Annotated in this window: 15 protein-coding genes, 1 tRNA gene and 2 pseudogenes; 7 read left to right on the top strand and 11 right to left on the bottom strand. The window is 53.7% G+C overall.

What is annotated here, in order from left to right:
- The first annotated feature begins 10 nt into the window (after positions 1-10).
- On the top strand, positions 11-700 hold the full coding sequence (gene trmH / locus I6L54_RS01830) for a tRNA (guanosine(18)-2'-O)-methyltransferase TrmH (RefSeq protein ID WP_040231564.1): 690 nt from the start codon (positions 11-13) through the stop codon (positions 698-700).
- Between the two features lie 5 nt (positions 701-705).
- Positions 706-2,787 (top strand): ATP-dependent DNA helicase RecG, encoded by a 2,082-nt coding sequence (recG, locus tag I6L54_RS01825; RefSeq protein WP_040231563.1) that lies wholly within the window; start codon positions 706-708, stop codon positions 2,785-2,787.
- A gap of 39 nt (positions 2,788-2,826) precedes the next feature.
- Here recG and gltS read toward each other — a convergent pair whose 3' ends face one another.
- Positions 2,827-4,032, bottom strand: coding sequence for a sodium/glutamate symporter (gltS, locus tag I6L54_RS01820; RefSeq protein ID WP_005122595.1), 1,206 nt, complete (start codon positions 4,030-4,032; stop codon positions 2,827-2,829).
- A 225-nt stretch (positions 4,033-4,257) separates the two neighbouring features.
- Between gltS and xanP the strand changes: the two genes are divergently transcribed.
- Together xanP and I6L54_RS01810 are read left to right on the top strand one after the other, a co-directional pair.
- On the top strand, positions 4,258-5,649 hold the full coding sequence (xanP, locus tag I6L54_RS01815) for a xanthine/proton symporter XanP (protein ID WP_005122594.1): 1,392 nt from the start codon (positions 4,258-4,260) through the stop codon (positions 5,647-5,649).
- 121 nt (positions 5,650-5,770) lie between these two features.
- Positions 5,771-7,480, top strand: coding sequence for an AsmA family protein (locus tag I6L54_RS01810; RefSeq protein WP_040231561.1), 1,710 nt, complete (start codon positions 5,771-5,773; stop codon positions 7,478-7,480).
- A 32-nt stretch (positions 7,481-7,512) separates the two neighbouring features.
- Here the strand turns inward: I6L54_RS01810 and I6L54_RS01805 are convergent, their stop codons facing one another.
- From I6L54_RS01805 to I6L54_RS01765, 9 genes and pseudogenes are all read right to left on the bottom strand, one after another.
- Positions 7,513-8,199 (bottom strand): D-lyxose/D-mannose family sugar isomerase, encoded by a 687-nt coding sequence (locus I6L54_RS01805; protein WP_040231559.1) that lies wholly within the window; start codon positions 8,197-8,199, stop codon positions 7,513-7,515.
- A 49-nt stretch (positions 8,200-8,248) separates the two neighbouring features.
- Complete coding sequence (locus I6L54_RS01800; RefSeq protein WP_040231557.1) at positions 8,249-9,109, bottom strand: ketose-bisphosphate aldolase; 861 nt, start codon at positions 9,107-9,109, stop codon at positions 8,249-8,251.
- Between the two features lie 80 nt (positions 9,110-9,189).
- Positions 9,190-10,041: a class II fructose-bisphosphate aldolase gene (locus I6L54_RS01795; protein WP_040231556.1), complete on the bottom strand. Its 852-nt coding sequence runs from the start codon at positions 10,039-10,041 to the stop codon at positions 9,190-9,192.
- Positions 10,042-10,052: 11 nt separating this feature from the next.
- Positions 10,053-11,144, bottom strand: a pseudogene (locus I6L54_RS01790) (PTS fructose transporter subunit IIC).
- Positions 11,145-11,170: 26 nt separating this feature from the next.
- Complete coding sequence (locus I6L54_RS01785; protein WP_003844521.1) at positions 11,171-11,491, bottom strand: PTS fructose transporter subunit IIB; 321 nt, start codon at positions 11,489-11,491, stop codon at positions 11,171-11,173.
- 19 nt (positions 11,492-11,510) lie between these two features.
- Positions 11,511-11,981 (bottom strand): PTS sugar transporter subunit IIA, encoded by a 471-nt coding sequence (locus tag I6L54_RS01780; protein ID WP_003024008.1) that lies wholly within the window; start codon positions 11,979-11,981, stop codon positions 11,511-11,513.
- 26 nt (positions 11,982-12,007) lie between these two features.
- The gene (locus tag I6L54_RS01775; RefSeq protein ID WP_040231554.1) at positions 12,008-13,561 is read right to left on the bottom strand and encodes a BglG family transcription antiterminator; all 1,554 of its coding nucleotides are present in this window, start codon (positions 13,559-13,561) and stop codon (positions 12,008-12,010) included.
- A 322-nt stretch (positions 13,562-13,883) separates the two neighbouring features.
- Complete coding sequence (gene yicI / locus I6L54_RS01770; protein ID WP_040231553.1) at positions 13,884-16,202, bottom strand: alpha-xylosidase; 2,319 nt, start codon at positions 16,200-16,202, stop codon at positions 13,884-13,886.
- Between the two features lie 10 nt (positions 16,203-16,212).
- Complete coding sequence (locus tag I6L54_RS01765) at positions 16,213-17,595, bottom strand: glycoside-pentoside-hexuronide family transporter (protein WP_040231552.1); 1,383 nt, start codon at positions 17,593-17,595, stop codon at positions 16,213-16,215.
- A gap of 290 nt (positions 17,596-17,885) precedes the next feature.
- Here I6L54_RS01765 and I6L54_RS01760 point away from each other — a divergent pair.
- Together I6L54_RS01760 and I6L54_RS01755 are read left to right on the top strand one after the other, a co-directional pair.
- Positions 17,886-17,980: transfer RNA gene (locus tag I6L54_RS01760), tRNA-Sec, on the top strand.
- Between the two features lie 64 nt (positions 17,981-18,044).
- A pseudogene (locus I6L54_RS01755) lies at positions 18,045-18,524 on the top strand (DUF6680 family protein); the annotation flags it as partial.
- A gap of 1 nt (position 18,525) precedes the next feature.
- Here I6L54_RS01755 and I6L54_RS01750 read toward each other — a convergent pair.
- Positions 18,526-18,717, bottom strand: a complete 192-nt coding sequence (locus I6L54_RS01750; RefSeq protein ID WP_003844491.1) for a toxin-antitoxin system HicB family antitoxin — start codon at positions 18,715-18,717, stop codon at positions 18,526-18,528.
- 136 nt (positions 18,718-18,853) lie between these two features.
- Between I6L54_RS01750 and I6L54_RS01745 the strand changes: the two genes are divergently transcribed.
- A complete protein-coding gene (locus I6L54_RS01745) occupies positions 18,854-19,144 on the top strand; it encodes a SymE family type I addiction module toxin (RefSeq protein WP_040231550.1) in 291 nt (96 codons plus the stop codon).
- The last annotated feature ends 117 nt before the right edge of the window (positions 19,145-19,261 follow it).

The raw sequence follows: 19,261 nt of genomic DNA, 5'->3' as shown, positions 1-19,261 counted from the left end.
AACACGTTTTATGAATGAACAGCGCTATGCACGTATCCGCGAAATGCTCGCACGTCGTCAGCCCGATCTGACCGTCTGCATGGAAGAGGTCCACAAACCTCATAACGTTTCCGCTATCATTCGTACTGCAGATGCGGTCGGCGTGCATGAAGTCCACGCCGTCTGGCCGGGTAGCCGTATGCGCACCATGGCCTCTTCTGCCGCAGGCAGTAACAGTTGGGTACAGGTTAAAACTCACCTTACTATTGGCGATGCGGTCTCACATTTAAAAAACCGCGGCATGCAGGTGCTGGCAACCCATCTGTCAGATAAAGCAGTGGATTTTCGCGAGATTGATTACACGCGCCCCACCTGCATCCTGATGGGCCAGGAGAAAACCGGCATCACTCAGGAAGCGTTGGATCTGGCTGATCAGGACATCATCATTCCCATGACTGGCATGGTGCAGTCGCTGAACGTTTCGGTCGCCTCCGCGCTGATTCTGTACGAAGCACAACGCCAGCGGCAAAACGCTGGGATGTACCGACGAGAAAACAGCATGCTGCCACAAGACGAGCAGCAGCGTTTGCTGTTTGAAGGCGGTTATCCGGTGCTGGCGAATGTCGCTAAGCGCAAAGGTCTTCCCTACCCTCACGTAAACACGCAGGGCGAAATTGAAGCCGATGCAACGTGGTGGGCCACTATGCAATCTGCGAGATAAACGCGATGAAAGGCCGTTTACTGGATGCCATCCCACTCAACTCTCTGACCGGCGTTGGCGCAGCGCAAAGCAGTAAACTGGCGAAAATTGGCCTGCACACCGTACAGGACCTCCTGCTACACCTCCCCCTGCGTTACGAAGACCGTACCCATCTGTACCCAATTGGCGAACTGCTGCCGGGCGTCTATGCCACCGTTGAAGGCGAAGTGCTGAACTGCAATATCACCTTCGGCGGTCGCCGGATGATGACCTGTCAGATCAGCGATGGCTCCGGCATTCTCACCATGCGCTTTTTCAACTTCAGCGCAGCAATGAAAAACAGCCTCGCCACCGGTCGCCGGGTGCTGGCCTACGGTGAAGCCAAACGCGGGAAATACGGTGCAGAGATGATCCACCCGGAATACCGTGTGCAGGGCGATCTCAGCACGCCGGAATTACAGGAAACGCTTACCCCTGTTTATCCGACTACCGAAGGCGTGAAGCAGGCCACGCTGCGCAAGCTGACCGATCAGGCGCTGGACCTGCTCGATACCTGCGCCATTGCCGAACTGCTGCCGCCAGAGCTGTTGCAGGGCATGATGAGCCTGCCGGAAGCCCTGCGCACGTTGCACCGCCCACCGCCGTCACTGCAGTTGAGCGATCTGGAAACCGGCCAGCATCCGGCGCAGCGACGTCTCATTCTGGAAGAACTGCTGGCGCATAACCTCAGCATGCTGGCGTTACGCGCCGGAGCCCAGCGTTTTCATGCCCAGCCGCTGAGCGCAAACAATGCGCTGAAAGATAAGCTGCTGGCGGCGCTACCGTTTAAACCGACCGGCGCACAGGCCCGCGTTACCGCTGAGATCGAACATGATATGGCGCTGGATGTCCCGATGATGCGCCTCGTGCAGGGCGATGTCGGCTCCGGTAAAACGCTGGTTGCAGCACTTGCTGCTCTACGGGCAATTGCACATGGCAAGCAAGTTGCGCTGATGGCCCCCACCGAACTACTGGCTGAGCAGCATGCGAATAACTTCCGTAACTGGTTCGCGCCGCTGGGCGTTGAAGTGGGCTGGCTGGCAGGTAAACAGAAAGGCAAAGCGCGCCAGGCGCAGCAGGAAGCTATCGCCAGCGGTCAGGTGCAGATGATTGTCGGCACGCACGCGATTTTCCAGGAACAGGTGCAGTTCAATGGACTGGCGCTGGTTATCATCGACGAACAGCATCGTTTTGGCGTGCATCAGCGTCTGGCGCTGTGGGAGAAAGGCCAGCAGCAGGGTTTCCATCCGCACCAGCTCATCATGACTGCCACGCCCATCCCGCGCACGCTGGCGATGACCGCCTATGCCGACCTCGACACATCAGTCATTGACGAACTGCCTCCGGGGCGTACGCCGGTCACTACGGTGGCGATTCCGGATACCCGCCGCAGCGACATCATTGATCGCGTGCGCAACGCCTGTACCCACGAAGCGCGCCAGGCATACTGGGTCTGTACGCTGATTGAAGAGTCTGATCTGTTAGAAGCTCAGGCAGCAGAAGCAACGTGGGAAGAGCTTAAAATTGCGCTGCCAGAACTCAATATTGGCCTGGTACACGGCCGTATGAAGCCCGCCGAGAAGCAGTCAGTAATGGCGGCCTTTAAGCAGGGTGAACTGCATCTGCTGGTTGCCACCACGGTAATTGAAGTGGGTGTGGACGTGCCAAACGCCAGCCTGATGATTATTGAAAACCCGGAGCGTTTGGGTTTAGCACAGTTACACCAGTTGCGCGGCCGCGTCGGTCGTGGCGCGGTAGCCTCCCACTGCGTCCTGTTGTACAAATCACCACTGTCAAAAACAGCGCAAAAACGCCTGCAGGTTCTGCGCGACAGCAACGACGGGTTTGTGATTGCACAAAAAGATTTGGAGATCCGCGGCCCCGGCGAGCTGTTAGGTACTCGCCAGACCGGAACGGCGGAATTCAAAGTAGCGGATCTGTTGCGCGATCAGGCAATTATTCCGGAAGTTCAGCGCATTGCCCGCCATATTCACGAACGTTACCCGCAACAGGCGGTGGCGCTGATTGAGCGCTGGATGCCGGAAACCGAGCGCTATTCCAACGCATAGTGAATTAATCGCGGCGGACATGACTCCGCCGCACAGCCGTTATTGCGCAAAAATCGGCAACAGCAGATACAGCTTAATCACCAGCGCGTTGACGATATCGATAAAGAACGCCCCCACCATCGGCACCACCAGAAACGCCATATGGGATGGCCCAAAGCGTTCGGTAATCGCCTGCATGTTGGCAATCGCCGTCGGCGTCGCGCCAAGACCAAAACCGCAATGCCCGGCTGCCAGTACGGCGGCATCGTAGTTCTTACCCATCATGCGCCAGGTGACGAATATCGCGTACAGCGCCATGAAAATAGTCTGCACAACCAGAATTGCCAGCATCGGCAGAGCCAGAGAAGCCAGCTCCCACAACTTCAGGCTCATCAGCGCCATCGCCAGGAACAACGACAAACTCACGTTACCCAGCACCGAAACCGCACGCTCGAACACCCGGTAAAAGCCCAGTAATGCCAGACCGTTACTGAGGATCACCCCAACAAACAGCACGCAGACAAAGGTCGGCAGTTCCAGCACCGTTCCGACCAGCATTTGCGCAACGATTTTCCCCACCGTCAGGCAGATAGCGATCAGCGCAATAGTTTCAATCAGCACCAGCGAAGTGATCATGCGCCCGACGTCCGGCTTTTCAAACGCGGTCGGCACGGCCTGATCGTCCGGCATGCCATCTGGCGTGGTGGAGTGTTTGACCAGATAGCGCGCCACCGGACCGCCAATCAGTCCACCCAGCACCAGGCCAAACGTTGCGCAAGCCATCGCCACTTCAGTCGCATTGGTGAAGCCATAACGTTCAATAAACAGCTTGCTCCAGGCGGCCCCGGTTCCGTGTCCGCCAGAGAGGGTTATCGAACCGGCGATCAGACCCATCAAAGGATCCAGGCCCAGCAAGGTTGCCATACCGATCCCGATGGCGTTTTGCATCAGCAGCAGGCCAACAACCACAATCAGAAAAATACCCACCACGCGGCCACCGGCGCGCAGGCTGGCGATATTGGCGTTCAGGCCGATGGTGGCGAAGAATGCCAGCATCAACGGATCGCGCAGGGTCATGTCGAAGTTCACTTCCCAGCCCATGCTTTTTTTCAGCACCAGCAGCGCAATCGCCACCAGCAATCCGCCAGCGACAGGTTCAGGAATCGTGTATTTTTTCAGGAAGGAAACAGACTGGATGAGCTTACGTCCCAGCAGCAACACAAGGGTTGCCGCAACCAGTGTTGATAACGTATCGAGATAAAACATTTACAGCTCCATTAGTGCGTTTAGCACAATCACGCACGATGCTTTCCAGACCGATTTTTAGCTCTTATTGAGTTTTCGGGGTGGATTTTAAGCAGAAAATGATGAAAGGTTATATAAAAATGTTTGTTTATCCGTTTTAAATATTAAGAATACTTACTGGCAAACGTTTGCTTTTCTGCCCTGGTCAGATAAAATCACCGCTTTTCCACCATGGGATTGCCTCTGATGTCCGTTAACGCCGTAGAGTCAACAAATGCGCAACCGGTTGCGCAGACTCACAACAGTGAACTGATTTACCGTCTTGAAGATCGCCCCCCGCTAGCCCAGACCCTGTTTGCCGCCTGTCAGCACCTGCTGGCCATGTTCGTCGCGGTAATCACCCCTGCTCTGTTAATTTGCCAGGCGCTCGGCTTACCGGCTCAGGATACTCAACACATTATCAGTATGTCGCTGTTCGCTTCCGGCGTGGCTTCTATCATTCAGATCAAAGCCTGGGGGCCGGTCGGCTCAGGGCTGTTATCCATTCAGGGCACCAGCTTTAACTTTGTTGCGCCACTGATTATGGGTGGTACGGCGCTAAAAACCGGTGGCGCAGATGTTCCAACCATGATGGCGGCGCTGTTCGGTACGCTGATGCTGGCCAGCTGCACTGAGATGGTTATCTCACGCGTACTGCATCTGGCGCGGCGGATCATTACCCCATTGGTCTCAGGCGTGGTGGTGATGATTATCGGCCTGTCGCTGATTCAGGTGGGTTTGACATCGATTGGCGGCGGCTATGCCGCAATGAGCGACAACACCTTTGGCGCACCGAAGAATTTAATGCTGGCAGGCGTCGTACTGGCGCTGATTATCCTGCTTAACCGCCAGCGCAACCCGTACCTGCGCGTTGCGTCATTGGTGATCGCAATGGCGGCGGGCTACCTGCTGGCCTGGTTTATGGATATGCTGCCGCAAAATACCGCGCCGGTAAGTCAGGATCTGCTGATGGTGCCAACGCCGCTGTATTATGGCCTGGGTATTGACTGGAGCTTACTATTACCGCTGATGCTGGTCTTTATGATCACCTCGCTGGAAACCATCGGTGATATTACCGCTACTTCCGATGTCTCCGAGCAACCCGTCTCTGGCCCGCTGTATATGAAGCGTCTGAAAGGCGGCGTGCTGGCGAACGGTCTGAACTCATTTGTTTCTGCCGTGTTCAATACCTTCCCTAACTCCTGTTTTGGTCAGAACAACGGGGTTATTCAGTTAACCGGCGTTGCCAGCCGCTATGTTGGTTTTGTGGTGGCGCTGATGCTGATCGCGCTGGGTCTGTTCCCGGCGGTCAGCGGTTTTGTACAGCATATTCCTGAGCCAGTACTGGGCGGGGCAACGCTGGTAATGTTCGGTACTATCGCCGCATCCGGCGTGCGTATTGTGTCCCGTGAGCCGCTGAACCGTCGCGCGATTCTGATTATCGCGCTGTCGCTGGCTGTTGGTCTCGGCGTCTCCCAGCAGCCGTTGATCCTGCAGTTCGCCCCGGACTGGGTGAAAAACCTGCTCTCTTCCGGCATTGCTGCTGGCGGTATTACCGCTATTGTTCTGAACCTGATTTTCCCGCCAGAGAAAGCGTAAGCGAAATGCGGCGTTGATTCTGAATCAACGCCGCTGTAACGCTCTTTCACCATTCCCGCCTTGAGCATTGCGCGTAAATCGTGCATAACTTGACTATGTGCACTTCGCGGGATGGAAGACCATGAAATTTATTGGAAAGCTGCTTCTTTACGTGCTGATCGCCTGTGCAGTGGCGATCCTCGGCCTTTATTTTCTACTGCAAACCCGCTGGGGCGCAGAGCACGTCAGCGCCTGGGTTTCACAGAACAGCAGCTACCATCTGGCCTTTGATGCCATCGATCACCGGTTTTCTTCCCCTTCCCATATTCTGCTGGAAAACGTCACCTTTGGCCGGGATGGTCAGCCCGCGACGCTGGTCGCTAAAACGGTCGATATTGGACTGAGCAGCCGCCAAATCACCGACCCGCTGCATGTTGACACCATTTTGTTGCAAAACGGTACGCTGAATTTGTCGCAGCAAACCGCGCCGTTGCCTTTCCAGGCCGATCGCCTGCAGTTGCAGGATATGGCGCTTAACAGCCCCGGCAGCGAATGGGCCCTGAGCGCGCAGCGCGTTAACGGCGGCGTCATGCCCTGGAGCCCTGAGGCGGGCAAAATTCTCGGCAGCAAAGCGCAAATTCAGCTCAGCGCCAGTTCGTTGACGCTGAACGATGTCCCGACCACCAACGTATTGATTGAAGGCAGCATCGACCATGACCGGGTGACGCTAAGCAATATTGGCGCGGACGTGGCGCGTGGGGCATTAACCGGTGTAGCGCAGCGCAATGCCGACGGTAGCTGGGTGGTGGAGAATCTGCGCCTGAACGATATTCGGCTGCAAAGCGACAAATCGTTGGCCGATTTTTTTGCCCCGTTAAGTACCATTCCTTCCCTGCAAATTGGTCGTCTGGAAGTGACGGATGCCCGTCTGCAAGGCCCTGACTGGGCGGTTACGGATCTCGATCTGAGCTTGCGCAACATGACCTTCAGCAAGGATGACTGGCAAACTCAGGAAGGAAAATTGTCGATGAACGCCAGCGAGTTTATCTACGGCTCGCTGCACTTCTTCGATCCGATTCTGAACGCTGAATTCTCGCCGCAGGGTATTGCGCTGCGCCAGTTCACCACCCGCTGGGAAGGCGGTATGGTCAGAACATCGGGTAACTGGCTGCGCAACAACAAAGCGCTGGTCCTCGATGATGCCGCCATCGCCGGCCTGGAATACACGCTGCCAGAAAACTGGAAACAGCTGTGGATGAAACCCCTGCCCACCTGGCTAAACAGCCTGACGCTGAAGAAATTCAGCGCCAGCCGTAATCTGGTGATTGATATCGATCCGGACTTCCCATGGCAGCTCACCGCGCTGGACGGCTACGGTGCCAACCTCGGGCTGGTACAAAATAATCAGTGGGGGATCTGGAGCGGCAGCGCCACCCTCAATGCCGCAGCCGCCACATTCAACCGCACCGACGTGCGTCGCCCTTCGTTGGCGCTGACGGCGAACAACAGCACCATCAATATCGGCGAACTGAGTGCCTATACGGAAAAAGGGTTGCTGGAGGCCACCGCCAGCATTTCGCAGTTGCCTCAGCGCCAGGCTCAGATCAGCCTGAACGGGCGCGGCGTGCCAATGACGATTCTGCAACAATGGGGATGGCCCGTGCTGCCGCTTTCCGGCGACGGTAATATTCAGCTTACCGCCAGCGGCAATATTCAGGCCGACGCGCCGCTCAAGCCAACGGTCAGCGGCCAACTACATGCGGTGAACGCGGAGAAACAGCAGGTCACGCAGACCATGCAGGCGGGCGTGGTTTCGGGGAGTGAAGTCACAGCCCCACCACCTGCGCAATGATTTATTGCCCGGTAAGCGAAGCGCCACCGGGCCTACTCACGCTCATAACGACTATATTCGCTGCACAGCAACCACTTCACCGGCTCATCCTCGTCTATCGTCGGAAAGCGACCGACCGGCTCAAGGAAATGGTTGTCATGCAGGTCGTCATTGACCATCGAGATTTCCCAGCCCAGCACAAATGCTTTCTCCGCCCAAAAGCGATGATACAGCCGCGGCGGCAGACACACCCCCTGCCCCGGTTTCAACACCAGCGTCTCACCGGGTTTCACGCTATGCCGCTGACCATCGACGCTAACTTCAACAATACGCCGTGCGTCATACCCGTTATCAGGCGTGGCCCATGCCAGCTGCATACATAAGTCACCGCCGCCGCGATTCACGATATCTTCCATTTTATGGCGATGAAAATGCCATGGCGTTTGCTGATCCTGCTGAATTTGCAGCATCTTTTCGGCATACGGTTTGGGATAACCCGCTGACCCTGGCTGACCATTGCGCAACGTCAGTAACGTCAGTCCCGTTTGCGCAAAATCTCCACGCCCAAAGTCGGTAATGTCCCAGCCCAGCCGGAGATCGAACACTTCACCCCACAGAGTTTGATCCTGTTGCCGCCAGACGTCAGCCGTAAAATACGCAAAATCAGGCAGACAGACCCGAAAAGTCTCGGCTATGGCATGCGCTTTATCGACGGCATAATTAATGTGTGAACGCTTCATTCCACTTTTCCTTGTTGCGAAAAAGGCGGGTCACCCCGCCTGCATGCCGTTAGTAAAGTGATGCTTTGCCGGTTGAACCGAACAATTTCATTTTGTGGCGGATCACGTCACGCGCGGCGCTAATCGCTTCCGGGTAAATCACGTTCGGATCCCACCAGGTTTCTTTCGCCAGGATTTCGCGGACTTTCTGGAAATAGGCGTATTTCATATCGCTGGAAATATTGATTTTACCCACGCCCAGCGTAACGGATTCGGCAATTTCCGCATCCGGGTTCGCGGAGCCACCATGCAGCACCAGCGGAATGTCCACACGCCCGGCAATATCGCGCAGGATGTTCATTTGCAGCTCTGGCTGCATCCCTTTCGGGTAGATCCCGTGCGCGGTTCCAATCGCCACCGCCAGCGTGTCTGCGCCGGTACGGGCGATAAAATCCTGTGCCTGAGCTGGATCGGTATAGGTAACCTTCGATACGCCGCCTTCCACTGACGTTCCGGTCTGGCCAATTGTACCCAGCTCACCTTCAACCGAGACGCCTACCGCATGCGCCAGTTTGACCACTTCGCGGGTTAGCGCCACGTTTTCTTCATACGGCAGTAGCGATCCATCAATCATCACCGAGGTAAACCCACACTGAATCGCCCTCAGGACATGCTCAACCGAAGCGCCGTGGTCCAGATGCAGAGTAAAGGGAACCGGGCTGCGCAGAGTGATATCGCGGACGTAGCTAAAAAACGCATCGCCGACAAAATCATGTTCGCTGGGGTGAATCGAGATAATCGCCGGGGTGTTAGTCGCTTCCGCTTCTTCCACGACTGCACGTACAAAGCAGCTGTCCGCCACGTTGAATGCGCCGATGGCAAAACCGTGCTGACGGGTAGGTTGCAGTAATTCTTTCATCGAAACTAACATGTCAATTCTCCAGTTTCAGGGTGTAGAAAGCCCTGCCAGTGCGTTATCGCAGAGGCATAGAAGGCGTTACAGAAAACGAATCAGGCTTTGTTGATAGCGCCGCTGGCCTGTAGATACGGAATAATGGCTTCCTCGCAGGCCTGCTCCATCAGGGCCAGGGCATCAACGAGCTCACCGGATGTGTCGCGACACAGGGTGTGCAGCAGCGCGGCCTTTCCGGCTTCAAAGACCGCCGCGCCAACGTTTATCTTGGCGACGCCAAACGTCGGACAGCGCTGCAACTGATCAAACGGCGTACCGCTGCCGCCATGCAGCGCCAGTGGCACAGTTGATAATCGGGCAATTTCCTCCAGCCGCTGGAAATCAATGGCTGGCGTAACGCCCGGCGCGTACATGCCGTGCGCCGTACCGACCGATACTGCCAGTAAGTCGATCCCGGTTTGTTGGATAAACGGTAAAACATCGGCGGCCTGAGTCATCAAATCCGCGTTAGTCTCGTGGTCATAACGCGGGGCGTCGGCCAAATGACCCAACTCGCCTTCCACGCACAGAGAAACGCTGGCTGCAAGTTCTACCACCGCCCGGGTCTGGCGAATGTTCTCCTCCAGTGCAAACGCCGAGGCGTCGATCATTAACCCGCTGAATCCGGCGCGGAAAGCCTGACGAATGCGTACAGGATCCTTTCCATGATCCAACGCCAGCGCGACCGGTACCGAGGCTTCTTCCGCCAACGTTTTGACGATCGCTACTGCTAGCGGCGCAGGAAAATGGTCCAGATGCCCCTGATACAGATTCAGAATGATGGGCGCACGGTGTTTCTCAGCTACCCGAACTGCCGCGCGGGCGCTTTCCAGGTTCATGCAGTTGATAGCCAGCAGCGCGTACTGCTCACGCCAGGCTTTTGTCACCATGCTTTTCATATCGGCAAACATACGGCCTCCGGTTATTCCAGGGTGAAGGTGATGTCTTCGTCTTTCAGCTTTTGATCGCTGAGTTCGTCAAACTCTTCGTCACGCTCGGTCACCGGTTTCTTCCACAGCGACAGCATGACGCCGCAAATCACCGTGCCGATCCCCAGCGCCAGGCAAAACAACAGCGGGTGCGTAAAGAGTGGGACCACGAACATACCGCCGTGCGGGACCGGGCTTTCAACGCCCCATACCATAATGAGCCCTCCCGCTACCGCCGAAGCCACCACACAGGACCCCACTACGCGCAGCAGGTCGCGCGCCGCAATCGGAATGACCCCTTCGGTAATCATGCAGATCCCCATCGGAAATGCTGCTTTCAGCGCCTCGCGCTCCGCACGGGTGTACTTGTGACGCGTCAGCAGGAAGGAGAGCGTAATGCCGAACGGCGGGATCATCGAACCAACAAACTTCACCGCTTCCGGACCGTACACACCGCTGACCAGCATGCCGTCAGCAAACAGCGACATGGTTTTATTCACCGGTCCGCCGAAGTCGAATGTCGCCATCGCACCGAGGATAGCGCCCATCAGAAAGCGGGATCCGCCCTGCATGGACTCCAGCAGATGAATCAACGCGTCCTGCAGCCAGGCTATCGGCTTGCCAATCAGCGTCATCATCAACAGGCCGCCAATGACGGTACTCAGTACCGGCAACACCATGATGGGCATCAGCCCCTGCATCGACTGTGGCAAACGGATATAGCGCTTAAGTAGCAGTACGGTATAACCGACCAGGAACCCGCCCAGCATCCCGCCGATAAAACCGGTATGAATTTCGCCGCAAACAAAGCCGACAATCAGGCCCGGCGCAAATCCGGGACGATCGGCAATGGAGTACGCAATCGCCGCACTAATCAGCGGTACGATTAACCCCATCCCCCAGCCGCCAATCTGGTTGAGCATCCAGGGTATGGTTCATGTTTTTTCACCCACGTTAGTGCCGCCAAGTATTTGCCCGAGAGCAATACAGATCCCGGCGGCGACAATTAACGGAATCATCCACGAAATCCCCGTTAATAAATGTCTTTTTATTTCCTGAGATAGCGGAATTTTATTTTCACTCATGTGAAATCCCTCCAAAATGAGGATCGCTACTGGTTATTATTAACTAATGATTTTTCGACCTTTTCAAGAAACTGAATGGGCGATTTTATGACGATTTCGGTTTTCACTCGCACGATGCGTTTATTTGAAAATCGTTCCTCCCCTTTTATTTTGACATCGACAGCAAGAATTACGACATCAGCTGCAGAAATATCCTCTGTCAGCAGTTCGTTCTCCGTGCCGATAGTTCCCTGGGTTTCAACTCTTATATTATGACCAAGCGCTTTAGCACCTTTAATTAGCTTCTCACGGGCAATATAGGTGTGCGCAATACCCGCCGTACAGGCGGCAACACAAACAATATTCATAACATGCTCCACTTTTTATTTAGCAGACATTGGATTCAGCATATTGGCTAAAAAGCTCAATAATTTTCTGTGGACTGCTTTCGACTAACAGTTGTTCAATAATGTCGTCATCCGCCAACGCGCCGGCAACCTGCGAAAGCAGACGAATATGTGTAGTGTTTTGATCTTCAAGACGTACGGCAAACAGAATGATGCAGCGCACGTTGCTGCCATCCAGGGTTTCCCAGGGAATATCCTGGCGGGTACGCCCAATTGCCAGCGTGGTATTGACCACCGCCGAGGATTTGCCGTGCGGAATAGCAATATGGTTTTCGAAACCGGTCGAGCCTTCTGATTCACGCTGCCAGACATCCTGAATAAACGTTTCCCGACAGCTAATTGCCCCATCTTTTTGCAGAATATCCGTCAGTTCCTCAATAGCCTCCGTTTTGTTCGTGGCCTTCATGTCCAAAATAACGCGATTTGTATTGAGTATTTTCGTGATGTCCATCAATCATACCTCATGGAGTTCAGACATTAATTTTCAACGACCAGCGACGTCGCCCGATGTAATTTTTCCGTAATAACCGTTTCTGTTACTCGCTTAATATCCGCATCATTGAAAAAGGCGGTGACATACACAACCGGCATGGCAACAGCGGGTAAATTAATTGTCGATACCACCAGTTCAATATCGTCCGTCAGTACGGAAGGCAAGCTACCAGCCGACACCACGCCAACGATGGTCCAGTCCGGAAAAGTGCGTAGAATGCGGCTTTTGAGTAAGTGGGAAGTACCGATACCGGTTGAGCAGACCAGCAGCACGCGCTTACGCGCGATCTGCCGCTCCATTGCGGCCTGAAAATGTACGGTTAGATACCCCACCTCATCTTCCGACACGGCCCGCTCGCCCCAGCCGCTAAACACCCGATTTACCGCGCACTGGGTCAGACGCCACACGTCCTGCAACTCGCCTTTAATGTCCTCCAGCAGCGGATTACGGATGCGGATTTGGTAGTTCAGGCGGTTAATCAGCGGCTTAATATGGATCAGTAATCCGTCATACAGCGCAGTATCCTGGCTAAGATCGCTGTCGACCATTTCAGCGAAGGTGGCAATCAGCCGCTGGGTAATCAAGCGCGCTTCATCGCTGGAGTGCATATGGCCAATCACGCTCACGTCGTTATGCTCTTCAATTACCACGCCGGAAGAGATAATGTATTGATAAATAAACCAGACTTCGTCTTCCGGCAGCGGGTGGGCAATGCGTTTTTCAATATGTTGAATCATACGACTGGCAATGGAAAAGATGTTCTCATCACAGGTAGTGATGCTCTCTTCTTTTCTCGGTAGCGCGTTGCCCCGCGTGATGCGGTACATCATGATCAGAATATGGGTAAAAATATTGACGTAATAAGGCTCGCCCAACGACCAACACAAATCGTTCTCCATTTCCTGCAACAGCGTCTGGACAAACAAAACGTCTTCTTCGCCGAAGTAATGCACCAGCGCTTTATAGCTGCCCGGATCAAGACGTGAATAAATTACGCTGCCAGGTTCATTATGGTTAATCACGCCGTTAATCAGCGATGCCATTGCCTGGCGTACACCGCTCTCGCTGCCTTCGATGTGCGTACCGCTCTGGCTGCGAATCAGCGACAGGCCCAGCGGGGTAATCCAGGATTCAATCACTTTCAGATCGTTAACAATCGATGCACTACTAATAAAATAACGCTCGGATAACTTACTGATCGACGTTTCATGAGGCGTTTCGCTTAATAATTGTGAGGCTATCTTGACTCGCCGTGAATTATTCATCATGCCGTCAGTATCATCACCCTCCGATCCTAATAACTGGTCCATATATAAAAGGTCAGTAATATTATCGGAACTTAATATCACCCCAGCACCAGCACGTTTATCGATGGTTATTTTCCATTCTGATAACCAGGGTTCCAGTAAGCGCAGATCGCGCTGCACAGTTTTCTCTGAAACAGATAAATACTCGGCAATTTTCAGCAGCGTGACATATTCCTTCCGTGATAGAAGAAACTTTAATAATCTGTTTTGTCGCGAGGTAATCATTTGCATTATTTACCCTTATTACATACCAGATTAAATATCTAAAGAAGCATTTATGCTCCACGTGTAATCCGTGATGATAAATATAAGAGGACTACGATGCGCCAACAATACTAAATCGTGTCCTGTATTCCGGACAGAAATAAGACAAAAGGAGGAAATAGTGAGATATTTACGGCGCAGATCACATTTTTCGCGGGAATCAGAGTGATACCGCTCGCAAATATGCAGAGATAAAAATTTAATTCAGGATGTTTTGGATTTTCAGATCTGGAATGCTGCTCGCAGCGTGGGCCGGATAAAACGCATCCGGCACCACGTCGACACATGCTTACAAGGTAATCGTCAGCTCACTGCCCTGTGGAGTAATAACTACACCCAGCTCGCTGCCCATATGCGACCCGCATTTAATGCCGCCAATTTTCTGAATATTTCGCAGGCACAGCGTCCAGTTACGTGCCTCACCATTCCCTTTCACAGTGATGGTATTACCTACACGCGTCGCCTTCAGCGTGAAGATAACCGAGCCGTCCATCGCAGACACTTCACACACCGCTTCCCGTCCCTCCTGCAAATGGAACAGCTGGAACGCGGTTCCTTCATGCCAGGCGTAGTCCGGCTTCTGGTTATTGCTGCCCAGCGCCAGCAGGGTGTTCTCACGCACGTAGACTGGCAGGCTCAGGAAGTCATGCCGCTGCTTATGCCAGCGGCTGCCAGACACCTCGTCGTTAAGCCACAGATGCGTCCAGCGTCCTTCCGGCAGGTAGAACTGCACATCGCCGGCCTCGCTAAACACCGGTGCGACCATTACGCTATCGCCCAGCATGTACTGGCGGTCGAGGTAATCACACGCCGGATCGTCCGGGAACTCCAGCATCATCGCGCGCATCATCGGTGTGCCTTGCTCATGGGCACGGGCCGCTTCGCGATACAGATACGGCATCATGCGGCATTTCTGCTCGGTGAAGTAGCGCACCACATCGCAGGATTCATTATCGTACGCCCACGGCACACGGTAGGATTTGCTCCCGTGCAGACGACTATGGCTGGAGAGCAGCCCGAACGCACACCAGCGCTTGTAGACGTGCGCCGGGGCGGTATTCTCAAAGCCGCCAATATCGTGACTCCAGAAGCCAAAGCCGGACAGACCAATGGACAACCCGCCGCGCAGGCTTTCCGCCATCGATTCATAGTTGGCATAGCAATCGCCGCCCCAATGCACCGGAAACTTCTGCGCGCCCACTGAAGCTGAACGGGCAAACAGGACAGCGTCTTCTTCACCGACGGTTTCTTTCAGCACGCTCCACACCAGTTTGTTGTAGATGTACGCATAATGGTTGTGCATTTTCTGTGGATCGGAACCGTCAAACCACTGCACATCCGTGGGAATGCGTTCGCCAAAGTCGGTTTTGAAGCAATCAACGCCGATATCCACCAGACCTTTCAGCTTGTTGGCATACCAATCACAGGCTTGCGGATTAGTGAAGTCATAAATCGCCAGGCCCGGCTGCCATTTATCCCATTGCCACAGGGAACCATCCGGTCGCTTGAGCAGATAGCCCTTCTCTTTCAGCTCGTTGAAAATCGGTGATTTTTGCCCGATGTACGGGTTGATCCACACGCACACCTTCAGCCCTTTCTCTTTCAGGCGGCGGATCATGCCTTCCGGGTCCGGGAAGGTCAGCGGGTCCCACTCAAAGTCGCACCACTGGAAGGCTTTCATCCAGAAGCAGTCGAAGTGAAAAACGTGCAGCGGCAGATTGCGCTCGGCCATGCCGTCGATAAAGCTGTTAACCGTCGCTTCATCGTAATTGGTGGTGAATGACGTGGTCAGCCACAGGCCGAACGACCAGGCGGGCGGCAGCGCGGGACGGCCAGTGAATTGGGTATAACGGTTCAACACGTCCTTCGGCGTTGGGCCGTCAATAACGAAGTATTCCAGATACTCGCTTTCCACGCTGAACTGCACTTTCGACACTTTCTCAGAGCCGATTTCAAACGACACGCACTGCGGATGATTCACCAGCACGCCGTAGCCGCGGTTGGTGAGATAAAACGGGATGTTCTTGTAAGATTGCTCGGTACTGGTGCCGCCGTCACGGTTCCAGGTTTCTACCGTTTGCCCGTTACGCACCAGCGCGGTAAAGCGTTCGCCCAGGCCGTATACCGTTTCGCCGACACCCAGATCCAGGCGCTCAAACATATAGTTACGCCCGCTGTGGGTCTCCTGCACGTAGCCGTTGTTTTTCAGCTGACTGCCGGTAATACGCTCGCCATTACGCAGGAAATCTAGCGACCAGAACTCACCTTTGGTAACGCGCACGCTGAGATTGCCGCTCTTCAGTTCGGCAATCTCAGCGGTGTTGCGCATCTCGACCTTCACATCCTGCAGCACATTTAGCGGGTAATGCGGACCGGTATCCAGCGCACCCTGGAAATGCTCCATACGCACGCCCACCACGCCTTCCTGCGGCGAGAAGAAGCGCAGGGTAAACAATGGGGTATCCAGTTGCCAGGTACGTTCACGCACGTCTCGCGGCGCAACGTAGACAATCATCTCATTGCCCTGCTGTTCAACCTCGAACACCTGAATCGGGTTAATCACGTTCAGACCGGGCTGAATCAGCCAGTTTCCATCGCTTATTTTCATCATCGGTTCCTTAGTTCTGTAATTCTTTCGTCGTAAAATCTTGCTGATTGCGACGCGCGCCCTGCGCCAGTTGGCTCATGATTTCAGTCAGATACGGCGTTTTCAGGGTATAGAAGCGTTTGGCAATCACGGCGCTCAGCAGGTAGCAAATAGCCGGGACAATGGTGAACAGCCCGATGATGATGCTAATGGTGGCGCCGTTCTGGGTTTTCGCTGCGGCGTCGTAGCCCCCACCTGCCAGCATCCAGCCAATCAGCGCCCCACCGAGCGCCAGGCCCAGCTTGAGCACGAACAACGTGCCGGCAAAGCTGATCCCCGTCAGACGTTTTCCGTTGCACCACTCGCCGTAATCCACGGTGTCGGACATCATTACCCACTGAATTGGCGTCACGAGCTGATGCAGTACGCCAATCACGAAGATGAAGACGAACATAGTGATGTTGGCGTGCATCGGTACGAAGAACATCGCCAGACTGACGACCGCCAGCGCGGCGTTGGTCCACCAGAAGACGCTGACTTTGCATTTCCAGTCGGTGAGAGGCTTCGCCAGTGCAGAGCCGATCAGGTTGCCGACACAATAGGTGGTAAGGAAGGCAACAAATACTTCTGGCGTACCCAGGATCCAGGTGACGTAATACATCATCGCCCCGCCGCGTACGCAGACGGCCAGGATGTTGAGAATGGTCAGCAGGCCGACGATGCGCCATTGATCGTTCTGCCAGATGTCGCGCAGGTCTTCACGCATCGAGGTGGTGCTCGGCGGCGCTTCCACGCGTTCTTTGGTGGTGAAAAAGCAAAACGCCAGCATCAGGAACGCCACCACCGAGAGCACGGCAATCCCGCCCTGAAAGCCGAACGCTTTATCCTCGCCGCCAATCAGATCCACCAGCGGCATCATCAGCACGGTGGAGAGCATGCCGCCCGCCGTCGCCAGCACGAAGCGCCATGATTGCAGGGAGATACGCTGCGCGGGGTCATTGGTGATGACACCGCCCAACGCACAGTAGGGGATGTTCACTACGGTGTAGAGCAGGGTCAGCAGCGTGTAAGTAATTGCAGCATAAATCATTTTGCCGTGCAGGCTGAGATCTGGCGTACTGTAGGCCAGCACGCAAACCAGACCAAACGGCAGTGCGCCAAACAGCACCCACGGGCGGAATTTCCCCCAGCGCGACCGGGTACGGTCGGCCAGCAGCCCCATGCAAGGGTCTGAGATGGCATCCAGCGCACGCGCCAGTAAGAACATGGTGCCGACAAATCCGGCCGGAATACCAAAAATATCGGTATAGAAGAACATCATATATAACATGACGTTATCGAAGATAATGTGGCTCGCCGCATCGCCCATTCCGTAGCCAATCTTCTCTTTAACAGACAGAATCTCACTTTTCATTACGCATCCTTGTTAGCACTTTCACACGCCCTGATACCGGTTACAGTTCTTGTAAACCATCCCTGTGAGCGCGGGTATTCCGATATCTCGTTATCAAATTACGATTCTTGTTTTCTGTGATCAGAGTTGCGTCGAAAAATGTGATGAAATGTAACTACCGGATTTATTGAGGATTTATATGAAACCGATCATGGCAAGACAAAAGGGAAGTTAAAAAAGTGAGTGAGGGGGTGTGGAAACCGTAGGAAGTAGCTATAATGCGCCCCGCCTCCATGTAGCAATCGAGGCGCGGAAGATCGTCATCTCCGGTGAGGTGGCTGGACTTCAAATCCAGTTGGGGACGCCAGCGTTCCCGGGCAGGTTCGACTCCTGTGATCTTCCGCCAAAATTCTCATATCATCCTCAAAGATTTTATTTCGTTTCAATTTTCATAACCTTCAGAAAAAAGAAACATAAAAGTTAATATATTCACCGAACTAATGGCAACAAGATCGGCCGCAGCTCGCCTTTCCAATGAGCACGTTAGAGCGCTGAATATGATCGACTTAGCATTCTATGGTGATATAAATGGAAGTATAAACAAAAGAACAAAATCCGAGAAAAAAGCCCTTGATGCCTGGAAAGAATATTTCACTCATTTATGTACTCACTGTCCAGAAAGTGAGAGTGGTAACACGATGTGGAATCAAACTAGCGATAGACTATTTGTGAATTTACTTTCGGTTATGGCTGAAGATATAGGCTACGATTTTGATCGAGTTCATTTGCAGAACGCTATTTATATACCTGTAGCTCACGGAAAAATGAATTTAGATAATCAAAAAATTCGTAAAGGCCTAGCTTCAATTTTCTCTGGTGAAACAGCATTAAAAATGGATGTGGTTTCTTTTCCCGAATCTTCTGACGCTCAAAATTCTCAATTGAACTAGCCTACATTTCTGGCTCAATACCTAATTTACGTAATTCATTTCTCCCCAAGGTTTTGAGCCAATTCCCCAAACTCATCCCTTCTGCTTTTGCAGCAGCCTCGAACTGCGCCTTTAACTCCGGCGTGATACGAATCTGAAAAGTCGGTGCTTTTCCGGATTTTGACTGATTTGGGTCGCGTTTAGCCGTTGACATGTACGTACCTACAAGCGCAAGATATCACCAATCAGGTACGTACCTTTTTATCTAACGACCTGACTTATAAACGCCCTTGCCCGGTATTCGCAGTACCCGACGAGAGCTAACCTCACCAACTATCAAGGAGTTGATTATGGCTGATTCGCATTCTACCCCAGACAGCGACCAATCCGGAACCGAGCGTTCGGTAATTGTGGGATATCGCCCGAATGTTTTCGACAAATCCACACCCAAAATTATTCTTTCCGGTAAGTGGCTACGCACAGCGGGGTTTGATACCGGGCAACAGATTAGCGTAAAAGTGATGAACGGCTGTATCGTCCTGATGGTCTATGGCGAACAGGAGCAACGATTGCAGGATGAGCTGCAAGAGTCACAGCAGAAGTTAATAATAATTAAGAGCACGCTGGCGACTCTCCAGTGAAGTGCGGCTGAACCGGTAAGCGTTAATTACAGGTTAGCCAGATGCCGGATGGCGCTAACGCTTATCCGGCCTACTTTCAAAATTAATTACCCGTCCCAAATCAATCATCTAAATTAT

The sequence above is a fragment of the Citrobacter pasteurii genome, assembly GCF_019047765.1.
Lineage (GTDB): Bacteria > Pseudomonadota > Gammaproteobacteria > Enterobacterales > Enterobacteriaceae > Citrobacter > Citrobacter pasteurii.
The sequence above is the reverse complement of the archived record's forward strand: the minus strand, read 5'-3'. Positions and strand labels throughout refer to the sequence as shown.

What these genes read in the sequence shown, in the direction of transcription:
- trmH (WP_040231564.1), top strand. Translation starts at nt 11, where the DNA reads ATGAATGAACAGCGCTATGCACGTATCCGCGAAATGCTCGCACGTCGT.
- recG (WP_040231563.1), top strand. Translation starts at nt 706, where the DNA reads ATGAAAGGCCGTTTACTGGATGCCATCCCACTCAACTCTCTGACCGGC.
- gltS (WP_005122595.1), bottom strand. Translation starts at nt 4,032, where the DNA reads ATGTTTTATCTCGATACGTTATCAACACTGGTTGCGGCAACCCTTGTG.
- xanP (WP_005122594.1), top strand. Translation starts at nt 4,258, where the DNA reads ATGTCCGTTAACGCCGTAGAGTCAACAAATGCGCAACCGGTTGCGCAG.
- I6L54_RS01810 (WP_040231561.1), top strand. Translation starts at nt 5,771, where the DNA reads ATGAAATTTATTGGAAAGCTGCTTCTTTACGTGCTGATCGCCTGTGCA.
- I6L54_RS01805 (WP_040231559.1), bottom strand. Translation starts at nt 8,199, where the DNA reads ATGAAGCGTTCACACATTAATTATGCCGTCGATAAAGCGCATGCCATA.
- I6L54_RS01800 (WP_040231557.1), bottom strand. Translation starts at nt 9,109, where the DNA reads ATGTTAGTTTCGATGAAAGAATTACTGCAACCTACCCGTCAGCACGGT.
- I6L54_RS01795 (WP_040231556.1), bottom strand. Translation starts at nt 10,041, where the DNA reads ATGTTTGCCGATATGAAAAGCATGGTGACAAAAGCCTGGCGTGAGCAG.
- I6L54_RS01785 (WP_003844521.1), bottom strand. Translation starts at nt 11,491, where the DNA reads ATGAATATTGTTTGTGTTGCCGCCTGTACGGCGGGTATTGCGCACACC.
- I6L54_RS01780 (WP_003024008.1), bottom strand. Translation starts at nt 11,981, where the DNA reads ATGGACATCACGAAAATACTCAATACAAATCGCGTTATTTTGGACATG.
- I6L54_RS01775 (WP_040231554.1), bottom strand. Translation starts at nt 13,561, where the DNA reads ATGCAAATGATTACCTCGCGACAAAACAGATTATTAAAGTTTCTTCTA.
- yicI (WP_040231553.1), bottom strand. Translation starts at nt 16,202, where the DNA reads ATGAAAATAAGCGATGGAAACTGGCTGATTCAGCCCGGTCTGAACGTG.
- I6L54_RS01765 (WP_040231552.1), bottom strand. Translation starts at nt 17,595, where the DNA reads ATGAAAAGTGAGATTCTGTCTGTTAAAGAGAAGATTGGCTACGGAATG.
- I6L54_RS01750 (WP_003844491.1), bottom strand. Translation starts at nt 18,717, where the DNA reads ATGTCAACGGCTAAACGCGACCCAAATCAGTCAAAATCCGGAAAAGCA.
- I6L54_RS01745 (WP_040231550.1), top strand. Translation starts at nt 18,854, where the DNA reads ATGGCTGATTCGCATTCTACCCCAGACAGCGACCAATCCGGAACCGAG.